At 72.5% G+C, this 17,973-nt stretch carries 19 protein-coding genes; 8 read left to right on the top strand and 11 right to left on the bottom strand.

Annotation, left to right across the window (positions count from 1 at the left end; translation table 11 throughout):
* The first annotated feature begins 5 nt into the window (after window positions 1-5).
* The gene (locus tag ACGH48_RS18460; protein WP_396289662.1) at window positions 6-980 is read left to right on the top strand and encodes a S1C family serine protease; all 975 of its coding nucleotides are present in this window, start codon (window positions 6-8) and stop codon (window positions 978-980) included.
* Window positions 981-998: 18 nt separating this feature from the next.
* On the opposite strand, the gene ACGH48_RS18455 is transcribed toward ACGH48_RS18460, so the two are convergent.
* Together ACGH48_RS18455 and ACGH48_RS18450 are read right to left on the bottom strand one after the other, a co-directional pair.
* Window positions 999-1,886, bottom strand: a complete 888-nt coding sequence (locus tag ACGH48_RS18455; protein WP_396289661.1) for a helix-turn-helix transcriptional regulator — start codon at window positions 1,884-1,886, stop codon at window positions 999-1,001.
* Window positions 1,887-1,959: 73 nt separating this feature from the next.
* Complete coding sequence (locus ACGH48_RS18450; protein ID WP_396289660.1) at window positions 1,960-3,129, bottom strand: PQQ-dependent sugar dehydrogenase; 1,170 nt, start codon at window positions 3,127-3,129, stop codon at window positions 1,960-1,962.
* A gap of 109 nt (window positions 3,130-3,238) precedes the next feature.
* On the opposite strand from ACGH48_RS18450, the gene ACGH48_RS18445 reads away from it, so the two are divergent.
* On the top strand, window positions 3,239-3,637 hold the full coding sequence (locus ACGH48_RS18445; RefSeq protein ID WP_396289659.1) for a cupin domain-containing protein: 399 nt from the start codon (window positions 3,239-3,241) through the stop codon (window positions 3,635-3,637).
* A complete protein-coding gene (locus ACGH48_RS18440; RefSeq protein ID WP_396289658.1) occupies window positions 3,634-4,305 on the top strand; it encodes an SDR family NAD(P)-dependent oxidoreductase in 672 nt (223 codons plus the stop codon). Before ACGH48_RS18445 ends, ACGH48_RS18440 begins: the two co-directional genes overlap by 4 nt.
* A 70-nt stretch (window positions 4,306-4,375) precedes the next feature.
* Here ACGH48_RS18440 and ACGH48_RS18435 read toward each other — a convergent pair whose 3' ends face one another.
* The gene (locus ACGH48_RS18435) at window positions 4,376-4,918 is read right to left on the bottom strand and encodes a TetR/AcrR family transcriptional regulator (RefSeq protein ID WP_396289657.1); all 543 of its coding nucleotides are present in this window, start codon (window positions 4,916-4,918) and stop codon (window positions 4,376-4,378) included.
* Window positions 4,919-4,971: 53 nt separating this feature from the next.
* On the opposite strand from ACGH48_RS18435, the gene ACGH48_RS18430 reads away from it, so the two are divergent.
* Genes ACGH48_RS18430 through ACGH48_RS18420 form a run of 3 tightly spaced genes read left to right on the top strand, consistent with a single transcriptional unit; the run spans window position 4,972 to window position 6,927 of the window.
* Entirely contained in the window at window positions 4,972-5,304 is a 333-nt protein-coding gene (locus ACGH48_RS18430; protein WP_340196943.1) for a hypothetical protein, read from the top strand.
* Window positions 5,305-5,355: 51 nt separating this feature from the next.
* Window positions 5,356-6,459: a hypothetical protein gene (locus ACGH48_RS18425; protein WP_396289656.1), complete on the top strand. Its 1,104-nt coding sequence runs from the start codon at window positions 5,356-5,358 to the stop codon at window positions 6,457-6,459.
* A 30-nt stretch (window positions 6,460-6,489) separates the two neighbouring features.
* A complete protein-coding gene (locus ACGH48_RS18420; RefSeq protein ID WP_123311473.1) occupies window positions 6,490-6,927 on the top strand; it encodes a hypothetical protein in 438 nt (145 codons plus the stop codon).
* A gap of 43 nt (window positions 6,928-6,970) precedes the next feature.
* Here the strand turns inward: ACGH48_RS18420 and ACGH48_RS18415 are convergent, their stop codons facing one another.
* The 8 genes from ACGH48_RS18415 to ACGH48_RS18380 form a co-directional block, all read right to left on the bottom strand.
* Window positions 6,971-9,790 (bottom strand): FtsX-like permease family protein, encoded by a 2,820-nt coding sequence (locus ACGH48_RS18415; RefSeq protein WP_396289655.1) that lies wholly within the window; start codon window positions 9,788-9,790, stop codon window positions 6,971-6,973.
* Window positions 9,787-10,515 carry an ABC transporter ATP-binding protein gene (locus ACGH48_RS18410; protein ID WP_396289654.1) on the bottom strand — a complete coding sequence of 243 codons (729 nt, stop codon included), beginning with the start codon at window positions 10,513-10,515 and terminating at the stop codon, window positions 9,787-9,789. Before ACGH48_RS18410 ends, ACGH48_RS18415 begins: the two co-directional genes overlap by 4 nt.
* Window positions 10,512-11,096 (bottom strand): PadR family transcriptional regulator, encoded by a 585-nt coding sequence (locus tag ACGH48_RS18405; protein ID WP_396289653.1) that lies wholly within the window; start codon window positions 11,094-11,096, stop codon window positions 10,512-10,514. Before ACGH48_RS18405 ends, ACGH48_RS18410 begins: the two co-directional genes overlap by 4 nt.
* A gap of 146 nt (window positions 11,097-11,242) precedes the next feature.
* A complete protein-coding gene (locus tag ACGH48_RS18400; RefSeq protein WP_340196938.1) occupies window positions 11,243-12,124 on the bottom strand; it encodes an aldo/keto reductase in 882 nt (293 codons plus the stop codon).
* Window positions 12,125-12,179: 55 nt separating this feature from the next.
* Window positions 12,180-12,767 (bottom strand): YdeI family protein, encoded by a 588-nt coding sequence (locus tag ACGH48_RS18395; protein ID WP_396289652.1) that lies wholly within the window; start codon window positions 12,765-12,767, stop codon window positions 12,180-12,182.
* 56 nt (window positions 12,768-12,823) lie between these two features.
* Complete coding sequence (locus tag ACGH48_RS18390; protein WP_396289651.1) at window positions 12,824-14,362, bottom strand: FAD-binding oxidoreductase; 1,539 nt, start codon at window positions 14,360-14,362, stop codon at window positions 12,824-12,826.
* A complete protein-coding gene (locus tag ACGH48_RS18385; RefSeq protein ID WP_123311486.1) occupies window positions 14,359-14,595 on the bottom strand; it encodes a hypothetical protein in 237 nt (78 codons plus the stop codon). Before ACGH48_RS18385 ends, ACGH48_RS18390 begins: the two co-directional genes overlap by 4 nt.
* Before the next feature lie 105 nt (window positions 14,596-14,700).
* The gene (locus tag ACGH48_RS18380) at window positions 14,701-15,240 is read right to left on the bottom strand and encodes an acyl-CoA thioesterase (RefSeq protein ID WP_396289650.1); all 540 of its coding nucleotides are present in this window, start codon (window positions 15,238-15,240) and stop codon (window positions 14,701-14,703) included.
* A 128-nt stretch (window positions 15,241-15,368) separates the two neighbouring features.
* On the opposite strand from ACGH48_RS18380, the gene ACGH48_RS18375 reads away from it, so the two are divergent.
* Window positions 15,369-16,355: an aldo/keto reductase gene (locus tag ACGH48_RS18375; protein ID WP_396289649.1), complete on the top strand. Its 987-nt coding sequence runs from the start codon at window positions 15,369-15,371 to the stop codon at window positions 16,353-16,355.
* Window positions 16,356-16,533: 178 nt separating this feature from the next.
* On the top strand, window positions 16,534-17,964 hold the full coding sequence (locus ACGH48_RS18370; protein WP_396289648.1) for a nucleobase:cation symporter-2 family protein: 1,431 nt from the start codon (window positions 16,534-16,536) through the stop codon (window positions 17,962-17,964).
* The last annotated feature ends 9 nt before the right edge of the window (window positions 17,965-17,973 follow it).

The following is a 17,973-nucleotide window of genomic DNA, read 5'->3' as shown; positions in this document are numbered from 1 at the left end:
CGACCATGAGTGACACCCCGCCCGGCATCGGCCGGCCCGCAGGTCCACAGCACTGGTCCACCGGCGCACCGCCCGAGCGATCTGCGCGACCAGACGGCGGACGGGAGGCCCGGGACCAGCTCGCAACGGGCCTCCCGTCCGTCCCCACGCCCGTCCAGGGCCCCCCACCGGACCCGGCCACCCGCCGATCCGAGCTCGACGAGCCGGCACCGCGCCGCGAGCGGCGGGGCGGCGGCCGAACCGCGACCGTCCTCGTCGCCGCGCTCGTCCTCGGCGGCACCGCGGGGGTCACCGGCGCCCTGCTCGTCACCCCGGACTCCCCGGTCAGCGCCCCGGTGGCCGGTCGGCAGCAGTCCGGCACGTCCGGCTCGTCGGGGACGTCCGGCTCGTCCGGCGGTACTGCGACCGACGCCGAGGACGCCGCCCAGCGGATGCTGCAGAGCGTCGTGCAGGTCCGCACGACCGGCGGGAGCGGATCCGGCTTCGTCATCGACGACGCCGGACACGTCATGACGAACCACCACGTCGTCGACGGTTCGTCGGCCGTACGGCTCGTACTGCCCGACGGCACCAGCACCGACGGCCGGGTCGTCGGCAGCGACGAGGACAGCGACATCGCGGTCATCGAGGCGACCGGCCTGACCGTGCCCGCAGCCGACCTCGGACGCAGCGCCGACCTGCGGATCGGCGAGTCCGTCATCGCGGTCGGGTCCCCGCTCGGCCTGAACGGCACCGTCACCTCGGGCATCATCAGCGCCCTCGAACGGACTTCGCAGCGATCGGCGCAGCCGCTCGTGCAGACCGACGCGTCGATCAACCCCGGCAACTCCGGCGGGCCGCTGGTCGGGCTCGACGGCCGCGTCGTGGGGGTGAACACGTCGATCGCGACGCTCGGCTACTCCTCCGGCAACATCGGCATCGGCTTCGCGGTGCCCATCGATGACGCCGCACGCATCGCGGACGACATCATCCGGGGCTGACGCTCCGCGGGGCACCGCTCATCCGGGGCTGACCGCGCTGCGCGCGCGTTCCGCGATCTGCTCCGTCGCCGCCCAAGAAGCGAGCAGGCGGAGCGCGTCGGCGGTCGGGCTGCCCGGGGTCGCCGGGTAGATCGTCAGCGCGAGTCCGGGGTCCTCGGCGAGTTCGAGCGTCTGGAAGTGCAGCTCGAGCGGGCCGACGACGGCGTGGTGGAAGGACTTCACGCCGGCGTAGTGGCGCCGGACGTCGTGCGCGGCCCAGAGCGCGCGGAAGTCGTCGCTCCGCATCGAGAGTTCCCCGATGAGCGCCGCGAGGTTGCGGTCGTTCGGCGTGCGGCCGGCCTCGCGCCGCAGGATCGCGACGTTCGTGTGCGCCGCCCGCTGCCAGTCCTGGTAGAAGTTCCGCGCCTGGGGGTCGAGGAAGATGAAGCGCGAGAAGTTCATCGGTCGGGCCGGCGCCGACACCAGGTCCGAGTGCATGGCGTAGCCGAGGGCGTTGGCGGCGACGATGTCCTGGCGGTTGTTGATGATCATCGCCGGAGCGTCGGTGATGACGTCGAGCAGGTACTGCAGCTCCGGGCGGACCGCGGCGACCGGCACGACCGTGCCCGCCCGCCGCGGGGTCGCGTTCTGGTGCCGGGACAGGTCTCGGAGGTGTTCGAGCTCGGCCGCGTCGAGCTGCAGTGCGCCGGCGATGGCCTCGAGCACGCTGTCGGAGACGCCCTGCAGGTTCCCCCGCTCCAGTCGCGTGTAGTAGTCGATGCTGACGCCTGCCAGCCGGGCGACCTCTTCGCGCCGGAGCCCGGTGACCCTGCGGCGGGTGCCGAACGTCTCGACCCCGGCCTGCTCGGGGGTGATGCGGGCGCGACGGCTGGACAGGAAGTCGCGGGCTTCGTCGCGGTGGTTCATGTCGTCACGGTAACGGGCCGGGGAGCATGCGAGCGAGGGGCTGCCGGAACCCCCGTGGCAGCGCTCCGTCGGCTCACCCCGCGGCGCGGGTCAGCGGCACGGACACGATGCGGTCGTCGCCCTGCACAGGGTCACCGCGGCCGTCGGTGTTGTTCGTGACGAACCACAGCGTGTCCGACGGCCCCTCGAGCACGGTCCGGATCCGGCCGAAGTCGCCCTGGAAGTACTCGGTCGACGAACCCGGGTCGTCCGCAGGGATCGCCCGGAGCACCTCGCCGCGCAGGTTGGCCACGAACACGGTGTCGTTGACGACCGTCAGGCCACTCGGGGAGGCCTCGTCCGTCGACCACTGCTGCACCGGATCGACGAAGCCCTGGTCCTCGCCGCCCTCCCCTTCGACCTCTGGCCAGCCGTAGTTCTCCCCCGCCTCGATGACGTTCAACTCGTCGAGGGTGTTCTCGCCGAACTCCGACGCGAACATCGTGCCGTCCGACGACCAGCCCATGCCCTGCACGTTGCGGTGGCCGAGGCTCCACACCGGGGACCCGTCGACGGGGTTGTCGTCCGGCACGTCGCCGTCCGGGGTGAGCCGCAGGATCTTGCCCGCGAGTGAGTCCTCGTCCTGCGCGTCGCTGCTCGCGCCGGCATCCCCGACGCTGGCGTAGAGCATGTCGTCGGGGCCGAACGCGATCCGGCCGCCGTCGTGGAACGTGTTCGACGGCAGTCCGTCGATGATCGTCGTGGCGTCGCCGAGCGCCCACGAGCCCGTGGTGCCGGTCAGGTCGTACCGCTGGATCCGGTTGCCGTCGTCGGCCGTCGAGTACACGAACAGGTCGTCGTCGTGCAGGGCCAGGCCGAGCAGTCCGCCCTCGCCGCCGTGGCTGACGCCGTCGACCGTGCCGACCTCGCGCGTCGTGCCGTCGTCCTGCAGCTCGAGGATCCGGGCGGAGTCGCGCTCGCTGACCAGGGCGTCGCCGTCATCGCCGGTGCGGACGACGGACCACGGTGCCTCGAGCCCCGTGATCACGTCGGTGGTGTCGCCGTCGGGCGCGGTCTGTCCGGTCGGCAGGTCGGCCGGGGCGGTGGCCCGGGCGCTCGCCGACGAGCCGCGGTCGTCGTCCGGTGCGGCGTCGGCGCAGCCGCCGAGGGCGAGCGCGGCCACCGCGGCGATGCCCGCGGCGGACCAGGCGCGTCGGGCGCGGGTGGGGGTCGGGTGCTGGTGCGGGTGTTCGCTGCTGTCCACGGTGGTCCTCCCGGATCGTGCGTCGATCACACACGTGGTGTTCGGGAAACGGCTGAGGGGTACGGTCGGCACCTCCCTCCGGTGCGCACATCGGCCTACCGTCGGGGTTATGGAGATCCAACCGAAGCAGCCGACCGTCAAGAACCCGGCCGAGCAGTTCACCGGAGACGTCTACCTCGACGCCATCGCCTCGCCGAAGGAGGACGGCCAGTCGATGACCGTCGCCAAGGTCCGGTTCCTGCCCGGCGCGCGGACCGCGTGGCACTCGCACGCCAAGGGGCAGACCCTGCACGTCACCGAGGGCGTCGCCCGGATGGGGACCCGTGGCGGCGGCGTCGTCGAGGTCCAGGCCGGGCAGACCGTCTACACGCCGGCCGGTGAGGAGCACTGGCACGGTGCGACCCCGACGGACTACATGGAGCACCTCGCGATGCTCGACCTCGCCGACGACCCGGCGACCACCACCACCTGGCTCGAACACGTCACCGACGAGGAGTACTCCGCATGACCACCATCGCCATCATCGGGGCCGGCAAAGGCCTCGGACTCGCCGTCGCCGAGCGCTTCGGCCGTGAGGGCTTCTCGATCGCCTTGATCTCCCGCAACCAGGACCGGCTGGACGGCCTCGCCGCATCGCTGCGCGAGCAGGGCATCACCGCCGCCGGGTTCGCCGCGAACGTCCGTGACGGCGACTCGCTCCGCACCGCCCTCGAGCGCGCGAGCGAGCAGCTCGGCCCGATCGAGGTGCTGCAGTACAGCCCGCTCCCCGCCAAGGAGTACATGCGCCCCGTTCTCGAGACCACCGCCGACGACCTGGTCGGCCCGATCGAGTTCTCGGTCTACGGCTCGGTCAACGCGGTCCGTCAGGTGCTGCCCGGCATGCGGGCGATCGGCCACGGCACGATCCTGTTCGTGAACGGCGGCAGTGCGGTCCGGCCCGGCGCCCGGGTCACCGGCACCTCGGTCGCCTTCGCGGCGGAGAGCGCCTACGCCCAGCTCCTGCACGACGCCGTGCGCGACGAGCAGGTCCACGTCGGCCAGCTCATCATCCCGTTCGGCATCGACGACGGGCAGCCGGAGCACTCGGGCGAGTCCATCGCGGACCGGCTGTGGGCGATCCACGCCGAGCGCGGCGAGTTCCGCACCTACGCGGAGGCGCTGCCCGACCTCGCCTGAGCACGGCTCACGCCGCGACGGACGGGAGGCCCGGTGCCAGCTGGCACCGGGCCTCCTGTCCGCCCTCGGGTCACGTCGAGAGCACCGCGACGGCACGCGCGGCGCGTGCGGCGACCTCGGTGGCCGTCGGCTCCGGAGCCAGGCCGAGCAGGCGCTCGCGGTGGAGCTCCCCGAGCAGCAGCGTGAAGAGTTCGGCGGCGGTCTCCGGAGTCGCTCCGGCACGGACCAGGGCCTGTTGGGCGGCGAGCGGGCCGGCCTCGTGGAACTCGCGGGCGAGCTCGGGCGACCGGCTCGACTCCGCGATGACGAGCCGGTGCAGGGCGACGGCGCGGTCCGAGAGCAACGCGCCGCCGATCGACGCCGCGGTGGACTCGAGGTCGCGGGTGGGCCCGTCCGCGTACGTGTGCTGTCGTCGGACGACCGCGCGGAGCAGTGCGGGCTTGTCGCCGATCGCCGTGTAGAGCGTGCGCTTCGTGACCCCGGCCTCGGCGGCGATGCGATCCAGCGCGACTCCTGCGAAGCCGTGCTCGAGGAACAGGTCGGTCGCGACGTCGAGGATCCGCTCGTCGCGGGCGACCCGCTCGTCGGCGGTCGGACGTCCTCGCTTGTTCACGAGACCAGCCTACCCGTAATGATACGCTCCCGTTTCATTGACGAGGAGGGTCCATGACCGATGTGGTCTGTCACGTGGCGATCGCCGACGACTGGGAGATGAGCCGCGGGTTCGGCGAGTACGAGGTCGCGACCCGCGGGGTGCCGCTCGAACCCGACGGGTACGTCCGCGCGACGACGCCGGACCGGGTGTCCGAGGTCGTCGCCGAGCGGTACGGCGACCTCGCGCTGCCCCTGCTCCGGATCGACGTGAGCGTCGCAGGGCTCGCGGCTGCGGGGGTGACGGTCGAGTGGGTCGACGGGCTCCCGCGGATCCGGGGGCCGATCCCGATGGACGACGAGGTCGTGTTGGCCGAGGTGCCGATCGCGATGGGTCCTCGGACGTAGTCGCGCGCCCGGAGCCCGGCGACGGCACGGGGTGCTCGTAGCGTCGCAGGCGTGGAACCGAAAGCGTTCGACGGCGTGGCGGGCGTCGCGCTGCTGCTGCTCATGCCGACGTCGGTGGTGTTCGTCGCCGCCGCGCTCCGACGACTCGCGGTGCCGCGGTGGTCCTGGGCGCTGTACCTGCTCGGGGTGGGCGGCGTCCTCGTCCTGCTCCACTTCGCTGGGCACACCCGGTACGAGGTGGAGGACGACACGCAGATCTGGTGGGACTTCGGCCAGTTCGTGGGGCTCGGTCTCGGACGCATCGGGGTCGGCGTCAACGCGGTCGTGGCGACGGCGTGGATACTGTCCCGCCCACGCGGCGCCGACGAGGTCCTGCCGCGACGCGAGACCCGGTTGGTCGCCGCGTCGTACCTGACCACCGCGATCGCAACCGCACTGCCGGCGACGTGGTGGGCTGCCGGGCTCGGGATCGTGCCGCTCCCCATCGAGCTGGCGGTCGTGGCGGTCGGGGTGGGGTTCTTGACCGTCGCGTTGTGGCTGCGCCGGACACGGGCCACGAGGGCTGACGAGGCCGTCCAGGTGCCCGAGTTCCTGTGGCCGCTGGACGCGGGCATCGCGATCGCGGTGGTCGGGTTGCTCGCCGTCGGTCCGCTGCTCACGGGGAGCGGGCTGCCGGACGGGTCCCTCCGCCGTGCTCCGGAGGCCGCGACGACGACCGAGCCGTCGGTGACGCCGGACCCCGAATGGCCGGGTCCGGTGCCGACCACGACGACGACGCTCGACGCCGACGCGATCGAGGCGGACACCCGCGCGTTGCTCGAGGACACGATCCGCTGGGCCGGCCCCCTCGACGACCTGTCCTCACCGACGCCCGCCGCTGCCCGGCCGCCGCAGGTCGAACTCGTCGCGGAGCGGTGCGACGACGGTGGACGGCGGTGGACCGGGTCGCTCGTGCTGCCCACCGTCCGGCCGCAGGACCTGGCACCGCGCGTGCAGGCGGGGTGGGATGCAGCGGGCTACGCGGCGGTCGACCGGGCGATGGGCACCGACCTCGTCATGCCGCTCCGCGGGGACGCCGCGGTGGAACGGATGCGGCTCGGCGGTGGACCCGACGGGGTGCACGTCGACGTCGAGTCCTTCTGCACCGGCACGTGAGCACGACACCCGCGCCCTAGGCTGGAAGGGATGTCCAGCGTCCTCCTCACCGTGCACGTCGTGGCGGCGCTGCTCACCCTCGGGCCCGTCGCGGTCGCCGGGAGCACGTTCCCGAAGCCCGCACGCGCGCTCGTCGCCGATCCGGACGACCAGGCCGCTCGAGCCGTCGCGACGGTCCTGCACCGGATCTGCCACGTGTACTCGATCATCTCGCTCGCCGTCCCGACGTTCGGCACGGCGCTGGCGTTCGAGGTCGGGGCGCTCGACGAGGCCTGGCTGCTCGTGTCGATCGGTCTGACCGCCGTGGCTGCGGCGATCCTCGCGCTCGGGGTCCTGCCGGAGCAGCGCCAGGTCCTCCGCGGCAACGGGACGGAGCGCTCGCCGCGGAAGCTCGCGGCGCTGGTCGGTTCGTTCAACCTGGTGTGGGTCGTCGTCGCCGTGCTCATGGTGGTGCAGCCCGGCGCCTGACCGGGCCGCACCACGGCAGCAGCACGCACGGTGCCGCCCCGCCTCAGTGCGCCCGCCGCACCGCCACCCGGCGTCGGCCGTGCGCGGTGAGCCACGCCCCCGCGGTCACGACCAGCGGCAGCCCGATCGCCAGCAGGGCCAGCATCGACCAGTCCGGAACGAACGGCATGTGGTTCGTCCCGACCACGGGCTCCGTGAACCGCAGGGTGAGCGCCCGCATCGGCAGCAGCCCCAGCAGGGTGCCGATCACCGCGCCCACCGAGGCCAGGATCGCCGCCTGCCAGGTCGACACCCGCCGCCGGAGTCGTGGTGCAGCACCGATCGCGTCGAGCACCTCGTCGTCTCGGCGCCCGTCGGACCGTGCGAGCCCGATGGCCACCGCAGTCGCACCGATCGTCACGGCTGCGGCCAGCGCGAGCACGATCGCGCGGATGAGCGCGCCGTTGTCGACCGGACCGGCCTCGTAGGCGAACTGCGGGCCGTCCCACCGGGCTCGGTCCGCACCGCCGAAGCTCTGCCAGGCGGAACTCAGCTCGTCCCACTGTTCGGGGGCGATGTCCCCGGGCAGCGTCGTGACGAGCATGCCGTCGACGGCCGGGACCCCGTACTGCGCAGCGGTCGCCTTCGTCATGAAGACGCCGACTTGGATCCGCGGCGACTGCACGTCGAGCACCGCAGGGATGGACACGCTGGCGTCCGGCTTCGTCCTCGTCGTGATCGTCGGGCTCTCCCACGTGCGGTCGTGGAACGTGTCGATGCGGACCGCGCCGTCGTGGGCGTACTCCGGCCACAGGGACACCGCCTTGCCGCCCTCGAGCGCATCCCGCACGGCAGCCGACGGGCGGTGGCCGGTGAGCACGGCGTAGTCGTCGACGGTGCCCGTCCAGATGTGCGGCGTACTCGCGTCAGCGGTGTCGAGGTAGTACGCGCAGCCGGTGGTGTCGTTCGCGGGGCAGTCGAAGTCCGTCCACCGGTGCGGCAGCGTCACGGACGACGGGGTGTCGCCCGCCCAGCCCTCGGCCACGCCGAGCACCCGGATCCGGTCGTGGTCGAACACCCGGGCCACGACCTTCGCCGCGTGTGCCGTCAACGCCGCGTCGTGACCGCTGGAGGCACCGTCCTCGCTGGACAGCTGCACCTCGGTCGTCGCCACTCCGACGGCCGTGCGGTACTCGTACCCACGGACGTACTGGGCGTGGCTCGACGCACTCCACGTGATCACCACCGACGCGACGAACACGACGCTCATCACGCTCGCGAGCACCGGCACCGTCCGGACCGGGTTGCGCCGTGCATCGCGTGCGGCGAGACGCGCCGACAACCCGAGGCGCGACGACAGCCGCGTGACGAGGGCGAGGAGCCACGGCGAGCAGATCGCGATGCCGAGCTGCATCAGGCACGGTCCGAGCGCGACTCCGGCCCCGGCCACCCAGGCCCAGTGGTCGTCCTGCACCGGGCGGTCGTTGAGCATGAGCACCCCGACGCCGCAGGCCAGCGTCATCACGGCGCCGGCGACGACGAGCGCCGGCCCCCAGACGCGGCGCCGACGGCGGGCCGGACGGTCGACGGGCGCGGGACGGAGCGAACCCCGCAGCGCTGCGAGCACGTTGATGCGCGTGGCGGCCCGAGCGGCGACGAGGGCGGAGACCAGCCCGGCCAGGATGCCGGCGGCCGCGACCACGAGCAGCAGGAGCGGGGGCACGTGCAGGCCCGGGAACGACACGACGTCGCCGTTGTCGATCAGGCGGAACACCACGACGCCGAGCCCGGTGCCCGCCGCGACGCCGAGGACCGCGCCGATCGACCCGAGCACGAGGCCGGAGCCGGCGACGATCGTCCGGACGAACCGCTTGTCCCCGCCGACGCTCGTCACGATCGCGTACGAACGGGTGTCCGCCCGCGTCCCGACCAGGAACGCGGCCCCGGCGAGCAGTGCGACCTCGAACATCGCGAAGACACCGAGCAGCGCCATCGCACCGAGGTACCACAGCAGCGAGGAGCTCATCTGGCCGCCGGGCAGGCGGGCGTCCGGCGGGTCGAGGACCACGGGGCGTGACTGCACGACGATGCCGTGCGCGTTGAGCTGCCGGATCTCCGACCAGGTCGGGGCGTCCGACGGCAGGTAGACGGTGACGTCGGTCAGGCCGACGTCGTCGGTGGTGTCGGTCGTCGACAGCGTCGTCCCCCAGGGCAGGAACACCCCCTGCTCGCTCGGTGCCGAGCCGAGGTCGCGCATCGTCCCGGTGATCGTGAACCGCTTCGTGACGGGGTCGGTGAGGTCGACGGTGTCACCGATGTGCGCACCGAGCCGGTCGAGGGTCGCGGGCGTGACCATGAGCTGGTTGCGTGCGGTCGGTGCCGAGCCGTCGAGGACGCGCCAGTGCCCCTCGAGGGACGGGTCCCAGACGCTGCCCTCCACCGCGGCCAGACCCACCGGGCCCTGCGGACCCTGCACCACGACGGGGGTACTGCCGACCGGGATCGACAGGGCACCGTCCGGCACGTGGGCGAGGACGTTCGCGAACGGGGCGTCCTCGTCGGCCTTCGTGACCGGGCTGTTCCGCTTCGAGTCGGTGAACTGCCACTGCACCGGGTCCTGCCGCATGCCGGGCAGGTCCGGTCCGGACACCCGCATCTGCGCCGCCGCGTTGCCGAGGTCGTAGTCCAGTGACTCCTCGACCGTGGGCTGTGTCGACTGCACGACGACCGCCACTGCGGCGAACCCGGCGGTCGGGATGCCGATGAGCGCGATGATCAGTGCCGCACGACCGGCCTTCGCGAAGGCCAGTCGACGCCCCAGACGGAGCGCCGGTCGGAGGGCGAACGGCGTCCGGCCGGTACCGGGACGCCGACGCCGGCTCACGACGCGGTCCGGTCCGACAGGGCGAGCTCGACGCCCGAGTACACGGTCTCGTCGACCACGCGACCGTCGCGCAGGAAGACGATCCGGTCCGCCCAGGCCGCGTGCCGGGCGTCGTGGGTGACGAGCAGCGCGCCGGCTCCGGCGTCCACGTGTCGACGGAGCATGCGGAGCACGACCTCGCCGGTCTGCGAGTCGAGTGCGCCGGTCGGCTCGTCGGCCAGCACGAGCCGACGTTCGCCGACCACGCCCCGGGCGATCGCGACGCGCTGCTGCTGCCCGCCGGACAGGTCGTCCGGGTAGGCGTCGGCGCGGTGTGCGAGTTCGACGTTGTCGAGCGCCAGTTCCGCGGCGCGCCGGGCCTGCGAGGCCTTCCAGCCGTCGAGTTCGAGCGGCAGCGCCACGTTCTCGACGGCGGTGAGCGAGGGGATCAGGTTGAAGTCCTGGAACACGAACCCGATGAGGCGACGGCGCAGGGCCGCGAGTTCCTTGGCGGGCCGATCGGACACGAACGCGCCGTCGATCAGGACCTCGCCGCTCGTGGGCGGCAGCAGGGTGCCGGCGCAGGCGAGCAGCGTCGACTTGCCGGAGCCCGAGGTCCCCATCACGGCGACCATCTCGCCGCGCTGGACGGCCAGGTCGATGCCGGCCAGGGCCGTGACGGCCTTCGCGCCGGAGCCGTAGTGCACACTGACGGCGTCGAGCTGCAGGAGCGGTGCGGCGCTCACCGTGCGCTCCGCGCGACGTCGGCAGCGGTCGGGGACGAGGAGCTGGCGTCAGCCGCCGGGTGCTCGTCCGGCCGGTACCGAGCCACGGTCGATTCCACGTGGTCGAGCCAGCGCACCTCGGCCTCGGCCTGGAACACCATCGACTCGAGCACGAGCGACCACGCCAGGTCCGTCGCGGGATCGGTCGTGCGCTTGAGCCGGGTCAGGTCCTGCAGGTTCCGGATCGCTGCGGCCCGCTGCACCTGCACCAGGCGGGTGACGTCGACACCCGGCACGGTGACGGCGAGGGCCAGCTTGATCGCCAGTTCGTCGCGACCGCGCTTGGCGGGCACCGGCTCACTGAACCAGCGCGCCACTTCCCCGCGACCCGCGTCGGTCACCGTGTAGACGACGTGGCCGTCGTCGTCGGTGTCGCCGCGGGCCACGAGGCCGTCGCGTTCCAGGCGGTCGAGGGTCGTGTAGACCTGGCCGATGTTCAGCGGCCAGCTCCCGCCGGTGCGGTGCTCGAACTCCCCCCTGAGCTGGTACCCGTACCCGGGTCCCCCCACCAGCAGCGCGAGTACGCCCATCCGTACGCTCATGACACTTCCCCGTCTCTCGTCCACCATGGACATACGGAGTATGCCCATACTGCGTATGCATCCGCAACCAGGAAACGGACTGGAGGCCCGTGGCGGTGTCGCCACGGGCCTCCAGTCCGCCGTTCGGTCGCGTCCGCGACCCCGGGTCAGGAACCCAGCTTCGACAGCTCCTCGAACTCCTCGTCGGTGAGCTCGATGGTCGCGCCCTGCAGGTTGTCCTCCAGGTGCGAGACGCTCGACGTGCCGGGGATCGGCAGGACGACCGGCGAGCGCTTGAGCAGCCAGGCGAGTGCGAGCTGCGCCGGCGACGCACCCTTCCGCTCGGCGATCTCGGTGAGCGGCGAGTCCTCGCCGGTCAGGCCGCCCGTCGCGAGCGGGAACCACGGGATGAACGCGATGCCCTGCTCGGTCGACCAGTCGAGGAGTTCCTCGGCGTCGCGCTTCTGCAGGTTGTACAGGTTCTGGACGGAGACGATCGTGGCGATCTCCTGCGCGGCCTTGACGTCGTCGACCGACACCTCGGACAGGCCGATGTGCCGGATCTTGCCCTCGTCCTGCAGCTTCTTCAGCTCACCGACCTGGTCCTCGAGCGGGACCTTCGGGTCGATGCGGTGCAGCTGGAACAGGTCGATGCGCTCGAGGCCCAGACGGCGGAGGCTCATCTCCGCCTCCTGCCGCAGGTACTCCGGACGGCCGACCGGCGGCCACTCGTTCGGGCCGGTCCGGGTGAGTCCGGCCTTCGTCGCGATCACGACGTCGTCGCCGTAGGGGTGGAGCGCTTCGTGCAGGAGCTCCTCGGCGACGTAGGGGCCGTAGGAGTCGGCGGTGTCGAAGAAGTCCACGCCGAGCTCGACGGCGCGCTTGAGCACGCGGACGGCCTCGTCGTGGTCCTTCGGGGGTCCCCAGACGCCGGGGCCGGTGAGCTGCATGGTGCCGTAGCCGAGGCGGTGCACCTCGAGGTCGCCCCCGATGCGGAAGGTGCCGGAGGCGGCGGCCGGACGGTTGGTGGTGTCGGTGCCAGTGGTCATGTCCCCGGTCTACGCCTGCTCCGTCGAACCGTCCTGGACGGATGTCCCCCGGGTGCTACGGCCGGTCCGGGCGGGGGTACGGCGTCTCGCCGCGCTCGAGCCCCTCGACGAGCTTGGTCAGCCGATTGGTCCGGGCCGTGGCGCTCGGCGCCGTCGTGATCCGGTGGAGCACGGCGTACCGGTTCGTCGCGTCGAGCTCGGCGAACAGGGTGGCTGCCGCGGGCGAGGCGTCGAGCGCCGCCTGCAGGTCCTCCGGGACGGTGGCGCTCGCGGCTCCGGCGTAGGCGCGGTCCCACCGGCCGTCGCCCTTGGCACGGTCGATCTCGGCCTGCCCTCGTTCGCGCATCCGGCCGTCGGCGGTGAGCGTCGCGACGAGCCCGATGTTCCGCTGCGACCAGAGCGAGGCCTTCCGCCGCGGGGTGAAGCGCTGCCGGAACGTCGCCTCGTCGCGGCCGCGCTTCTGCCCGTCGATCCACCCGGAGCAGAGCGCTTCGTCGAGGGCTTGGTCGTACGTCAGGCTCGTCGGCTCCGAGGTGCCCTTCTTCGCGAGCACGAGCCACACCCCGTCGGTGTCGCCCTCGTGCTCGTCCAGCCAGGTGCGCCAGGCCGCGGCGTCCGGCAGCACCAGGTCGACGAGGTCCATGCGGTCATCGTAGGACGGCCCGGCCCGCGTGCGTCACGCCGAGACTCGTGCGTGCGTCAGACCCAGTTCGGCTGGTCCAGCACGCCCGTCGGGTCCGCCTGTTCCGCGATGCGGTGCAGGCGCGAGGTGTTGTCCCCGAAGTAGGCCGACGGGTCCGTGATGGCCGCGTCGCAGTAGTTCGCGTACGCCGCGTCGCCCCACGCTGGACGCATGGCCCGGCGGAACCCCCGCACGTACGCGTCGAACGGTGCGGGGTCGGCGCCGTCCGCGAAGACCGCCGTGTACTGCACGGTCATGAGCGCGGACCGCCACGGGAACGCCGAGTCGGTGCGGCCGACGTCCGCCACGACGCCGCCGAGGGCGTCGAGCGCGACCCCGCCCTCCAGGTTGCCGTCGACGTCGCCCGCCGCTGCCGCCTGCGCGACGAGCACGTCGATCTGTGCGTCGGTGAGCTTCGTCGATCCGATCGACGAGGTCGCCGCCTCGGACACCCGTTGGGGCTTCCCCGCCAACGCGGACATGGCGGCGCCGTAGGTCAGTTCCTGTCCGGTGTGGGCGAGCGGCTTCGCACCCGTGGCGGCGATGAAACCGTCGACGGAGGTGTCGGCGCCGGTCTTCGAACCGGTCCACACGCCGGTCACGGTGACCGTCGGCGCGGTGTGCCGACTGCCGTTCAGCAGCTTGAGCGTCGACCACAGCTCGGGGTCGGCGGTGGGCGCCCAGTCCTGCCAGGCGCGCACCACGGCAGCGGCGGCCGACCACGCGAACGTGATGGTGAAGAGCAGGACGGGAGGCGCGGCCCGCGTCCGGTACGTCAGTGCGGTCACGACGCCGACGGTTCCACCGCCTCCACCGCGGCAGGCCCAGAACAGGTCGGGTTCGCGGGACGTCGAGACCTCGTGCACGGAGCCGTCCGGGGTGACGAGCGTCACGCCGGTGAGCTGGTCGCAGGTCAGCCCGAACGAGCGGACGAGCACGCCGACGCCACCGCCGAGGGTGAGCCCGCCGATGCCGACGGTCGGACAGGACCCGGCGCCGATGGCCCGACCGGCCTTCGCGAGCGCGGCGTAGACGTCCCCGAGCTGCGCGCCCGGGCCGATCGTGACGGTGTCGTCGTCGTGCAGTTCGACGTCGTCGAGGTCCTGCGTGCTGATCACGAGCGACCGCGGGACGTCGGTGCCCGGGGCGCCACCGGCCGACCACCCCGTGTACGAGTGCCCGCCCGCTCGCAGTGCGACGGGCGTGTGGGTCGTGCGCGCGAACGCGAGGCCGGCCTGCACGTCGGCGACCCCCGCGACCCGGAGGATCCCCTGCGGGTCGGCGTCGTCGTAGCGCGGGTTCTCGAGCACGCGTGCGCCGTCCCACCCGTTCGACCCGGACCGGAGCAGCGTGCCGGAGACCGCGGCGGCGAGGGCGTCCCACGAGTCCGGGCCGCCGGACGTCGGTGCGCTCGTCGGCTCGGCGGAGCCGCTGGCAGTCGGTCGCGGCGAGCCCGAGGGAGTGGGACCCGGCCGGGTGCATGCTGCCAGGACCCCGGCGAGCCCGAGTCCGACGCCCCCGGCGAGCAGGGCGCGCCGGGTCGAGGTGCGGCTCACGAGCCGGCGAGTCCCCCGCCGGCACCGGTGATGCCGGGGTGTGCGGACTTCGCGAGGCCCTCGGTCATCGAGTGCGCTGCCTCGGCGTCGGCGAGGGAGCGGGCGCCGAGGGTCGGGTCGACGGGTTCGAGGTGGGCGAGGCGCTTCGCACGACGGCGGTTCTGCACCTCGAGCACGGTGAGCAGCGCGGCGATGGCCACGACCACTCCGACGACGATCCACATGACGACCATGACGTTCCCCTTCCGTCCCCGGGGCGTCCACCCCGTGCTCGCAGCGTAGCGCCGGCGGTGCGACGCCATCCACCGGAGCCGGGATCTGTCGCCGTTCCGTGACCGTCAGGCGGTGCTGCTGATCCGGACGGCGCCCGCCCACCCGTGCACCCACTCGGGCAGGTCGCGGTCAGCTGGTGCTCCGCCCACGGCGTCGAGCAGGTCCGTCATCGGGACGGTCCCGCCGGAGCGTCGCAGGAACCGCGCCTGCACGACGGCACGGGCGACGACGGCTCCGCGACGGACGAACGTCTGCTCCAGGTACACGGCCCGGTCGTCGACGCCGAGCACCCGGGTCACGAGCTCGAACCGTTGCCCGAGCGTCAGGGACCGCTTGTACGTGATGGTCTGCGCCGAGACGACCGGGTACCAGCCGCGCTCCGCGATCGCGCCCCAGAACCCCGACCGCAGCATCAGGTCGAGCCGCCCGAGGTCGAGCATCGACAGGTACTTCCCGTTGTTGACGTGCCGCAGCGGGTCGAGGTCGGTCAGGGTCACGCGGAACGGGGTGTGTGCCGCGTCCCAGAGCGACGGCCGCCGTCCATCCGTCGTCGGGCGGAGCCGGACACGCAGGCGCAACAGGAACAGCCGGAAGTACAGGTTCACGCGCCGATCACACCAGAAGGCCGCGCTGCCCCGCGTGGACCTTGGAGGATCCACACGAACGGTGCCCGTGTCTGACCGGCACCGGCAGTGCCTTCCTCCGAGCGGCGCACCCGGAGTAGACCTGCAGCATGCAGACACGCAAGCTCGCAGACCTCGAGGTCGGACCCGTCGGCCTCGGCACCATGGGCATGAGCGCCTTCTACACGGGCGCCGGCACCGACGACGCGGAGTCGATCCGCACCATCCACCGCGCGATCGACCTGGGCGTCACCCTGTTCGACACGGCCGAGGCGTACGGCCCCTACACGAACGAGGACCTGCTCCGCCGAGCCCTCGCCGACCGCCGCGACGACGTCGTGATCGCGACGAAGTTCGGCCTGATCACCCACACCGCCGGCGAGGAGACGCCCGCCCGGGGCCGCGGCATCAGCTCCGCACCGGAGTCCGTGCGCGAGGCGCTCGAGGGCTCCCTCCGCCGCCTCGGTACCGACCACATCGACCTGTACTACCAGCACCGCGTCGACCCGGCCGTCCCGATCGAGGACGTCGTCGGCCAGCTCGCCGGCTTCGTGCAGGAGGGCAAGATCCGGCACATCGGGCTGTCCGAGGCCGGAGCCGAGACCATCCGCAAGGCCCACGCCGTCCACCCGATCACCGCCCTGCAGAGCGAGTACTCGCTGTGGACGCGCGACCCCGAGGGCGACGTGCTCGACACCCTGCGTGAGCTCGGGATCGGCCTCGTGCCGTACTCGCCGCTGGGCCGCGGCTTCCTGACCGGTGCGATCACGAAGCCGTCCGACCTGGACTCCGACGACTTCCGCCTGGCGAACCCGCGTTTCCAGGAAGAGGCGTTCGCGCTGAACATGCGGATCGTCGACGCGGTCAAGGAGATCGCGACCGAGGCCGACGCGACCCCGGCGCAGGTGTCGCTCGCCTGGCTGCTCGCCCAGGGCGACGACGTCGTGCCGATCCCCGGTACGAAGCGCGTGTCGCGCCTCGAGGAGAACGTCGGCGCCGCCGACCTGACCCTCACCGCGGACCAGCTGTCGCGCCTGTCGGCGCTGCCGGTCCCGACCGGTGACCGCTACCCCGACATGTCGACCATCGGTCGGTAGACGCGACATCGTTCGAAACGGGAGGCCAGTGGCGCATCCGCCACGGGCCTCCCGTCCGTCTCGGCGTGCGTTTCGGGCCGGAGCCCGGTGACCGACGCGACCCACGTCCGTCATCCCGGGGAAACACGGGCTGCATAGCGTCCGGAGCACAGGGAAACCACCGCTCGAAGGGGACGCCATGACGACCGAGAAGACACCGCGCACGACCCGGAGTGACGGCGGAGTGGACTCCGTCCCACCACTTGCGAGACTCCTGCCGCTCGGCCTGCAGCACGTGCTCGCGATGTACGCGGGCGCGATCGCCGTCCCGCTCATCGTCGGCGGTGCGCTCGGGTTCGACCGTGCCGACCTGGCGTTCCTCATCAGCGCGGACCTGTTCGTCGCGGGCCTCGCGACGATCGTGCAGTCCGTGGGCTTCTGGCGGTTCGGGGTCCGGCTGCCGCTCGTGCAGGGCGTCACCTTCGCCGCGGTCGGACCGATGATCGCGATCGGCACCGAGCACGGCATCACCGCCGTCTACGGGGCGACGATCGCGTGCGGGGTGTTCATGGTGGTCGTCGCGCCGTGGTTCGCGCAGCTCGTCCGGCTGTTCCCGCCGATCGTCACCGGCACGGTCATCCTCATCATCGGCCTGTCGCTCATGAGCGTCGCGGCCGGTTGGGTGACCGACGGCGGGAAGGACGGTGCTGCGGACCCGCTCGACGTCGCGTTCGCCGCCGGGGTCCTGCTCGCGATCGTCCTGGTCGAACGCTTCGCTCCGCGCGGTCTCGCGCGGGTGTCGGTGCTGTTCGGGCTGCTGCTCGGCACCGTCGTGGCCCTGTTCGTCCCCGGCATGGTCGACGGGGCGGGCATCGGTGACGCGGGCTGGTTCGCCGTCGTCACGCCGTTCCACTTCGGGCTGCCGACGTTCGACCTCGCCTCGATCGTGTCGATGCTCGTCGTCGGGCTCGTGATCATGACCGAGACCACCGGCGACATGATCGCGGTCGGCGAGGTCACCGGGCGTCCCGTGTCGAAGCGCACGCTCGCCGACGGCCTGCGGGCGGACGGGCTCGGCACGGTCGTCGGCGGGGTGTTCAACTCGTTCCCGTACACGGCGTTCGCGCAGAACGTCGGGCTCGTCGCACTGACCGGCGTGCGCTCCCGGTACGTGGCGACGGCGGCCGGCGGCATCCTCGTCGTGCTCGGCCTGGTGCCGAAGGTCGCCGCGGTGGTCGAGGCGATCCCGCACGCGGTACTCGGTGGTGCCGGCGTCGCCCTGTTCGGCATGGTCGCGGCTTCGGGCATCAGGACGCTGTCGAAGGTGCGGTTCGACAACCGGAACGTCCTCGTGGTGGCGCTGCCGCTCGGCATCGCACTGCTGCCGACCGTCGCCCCGGAGATCTACGGGCAGTTCCCGACCTGGTTCACGCTGGTGTTCGACTCGGGGATCTCGGCCGGTGCCGTCGCCGCGATCCTGCTCAACCTGCTGCTCGGGTCGCGCTCCGTGGCCGAGCGGTACGGCGAGGACCCGGCGGTCGGTTCCTACGACGGGGTGCGGTCGACGGCGCCGATCGCGCTGCCCGACCCGCGCGGACCGCGCGAGTCGAGCAGCGAGCCCTCGGCCTAGACGACGGCG

Source organism: Curtobacterium pomorum, from assembly GCF_044497295.1.
Classification (GTDB): domain Bacteria; phylum Actinomycetota; class Actinomycetes; order Actinomycetales; family Microbacteriaceae; genus Curtobacterium.
Note: the sequence above shows the minus strand (reverse complement) of the source record. Positions and strands in the feature narration are given on the sequence as shown.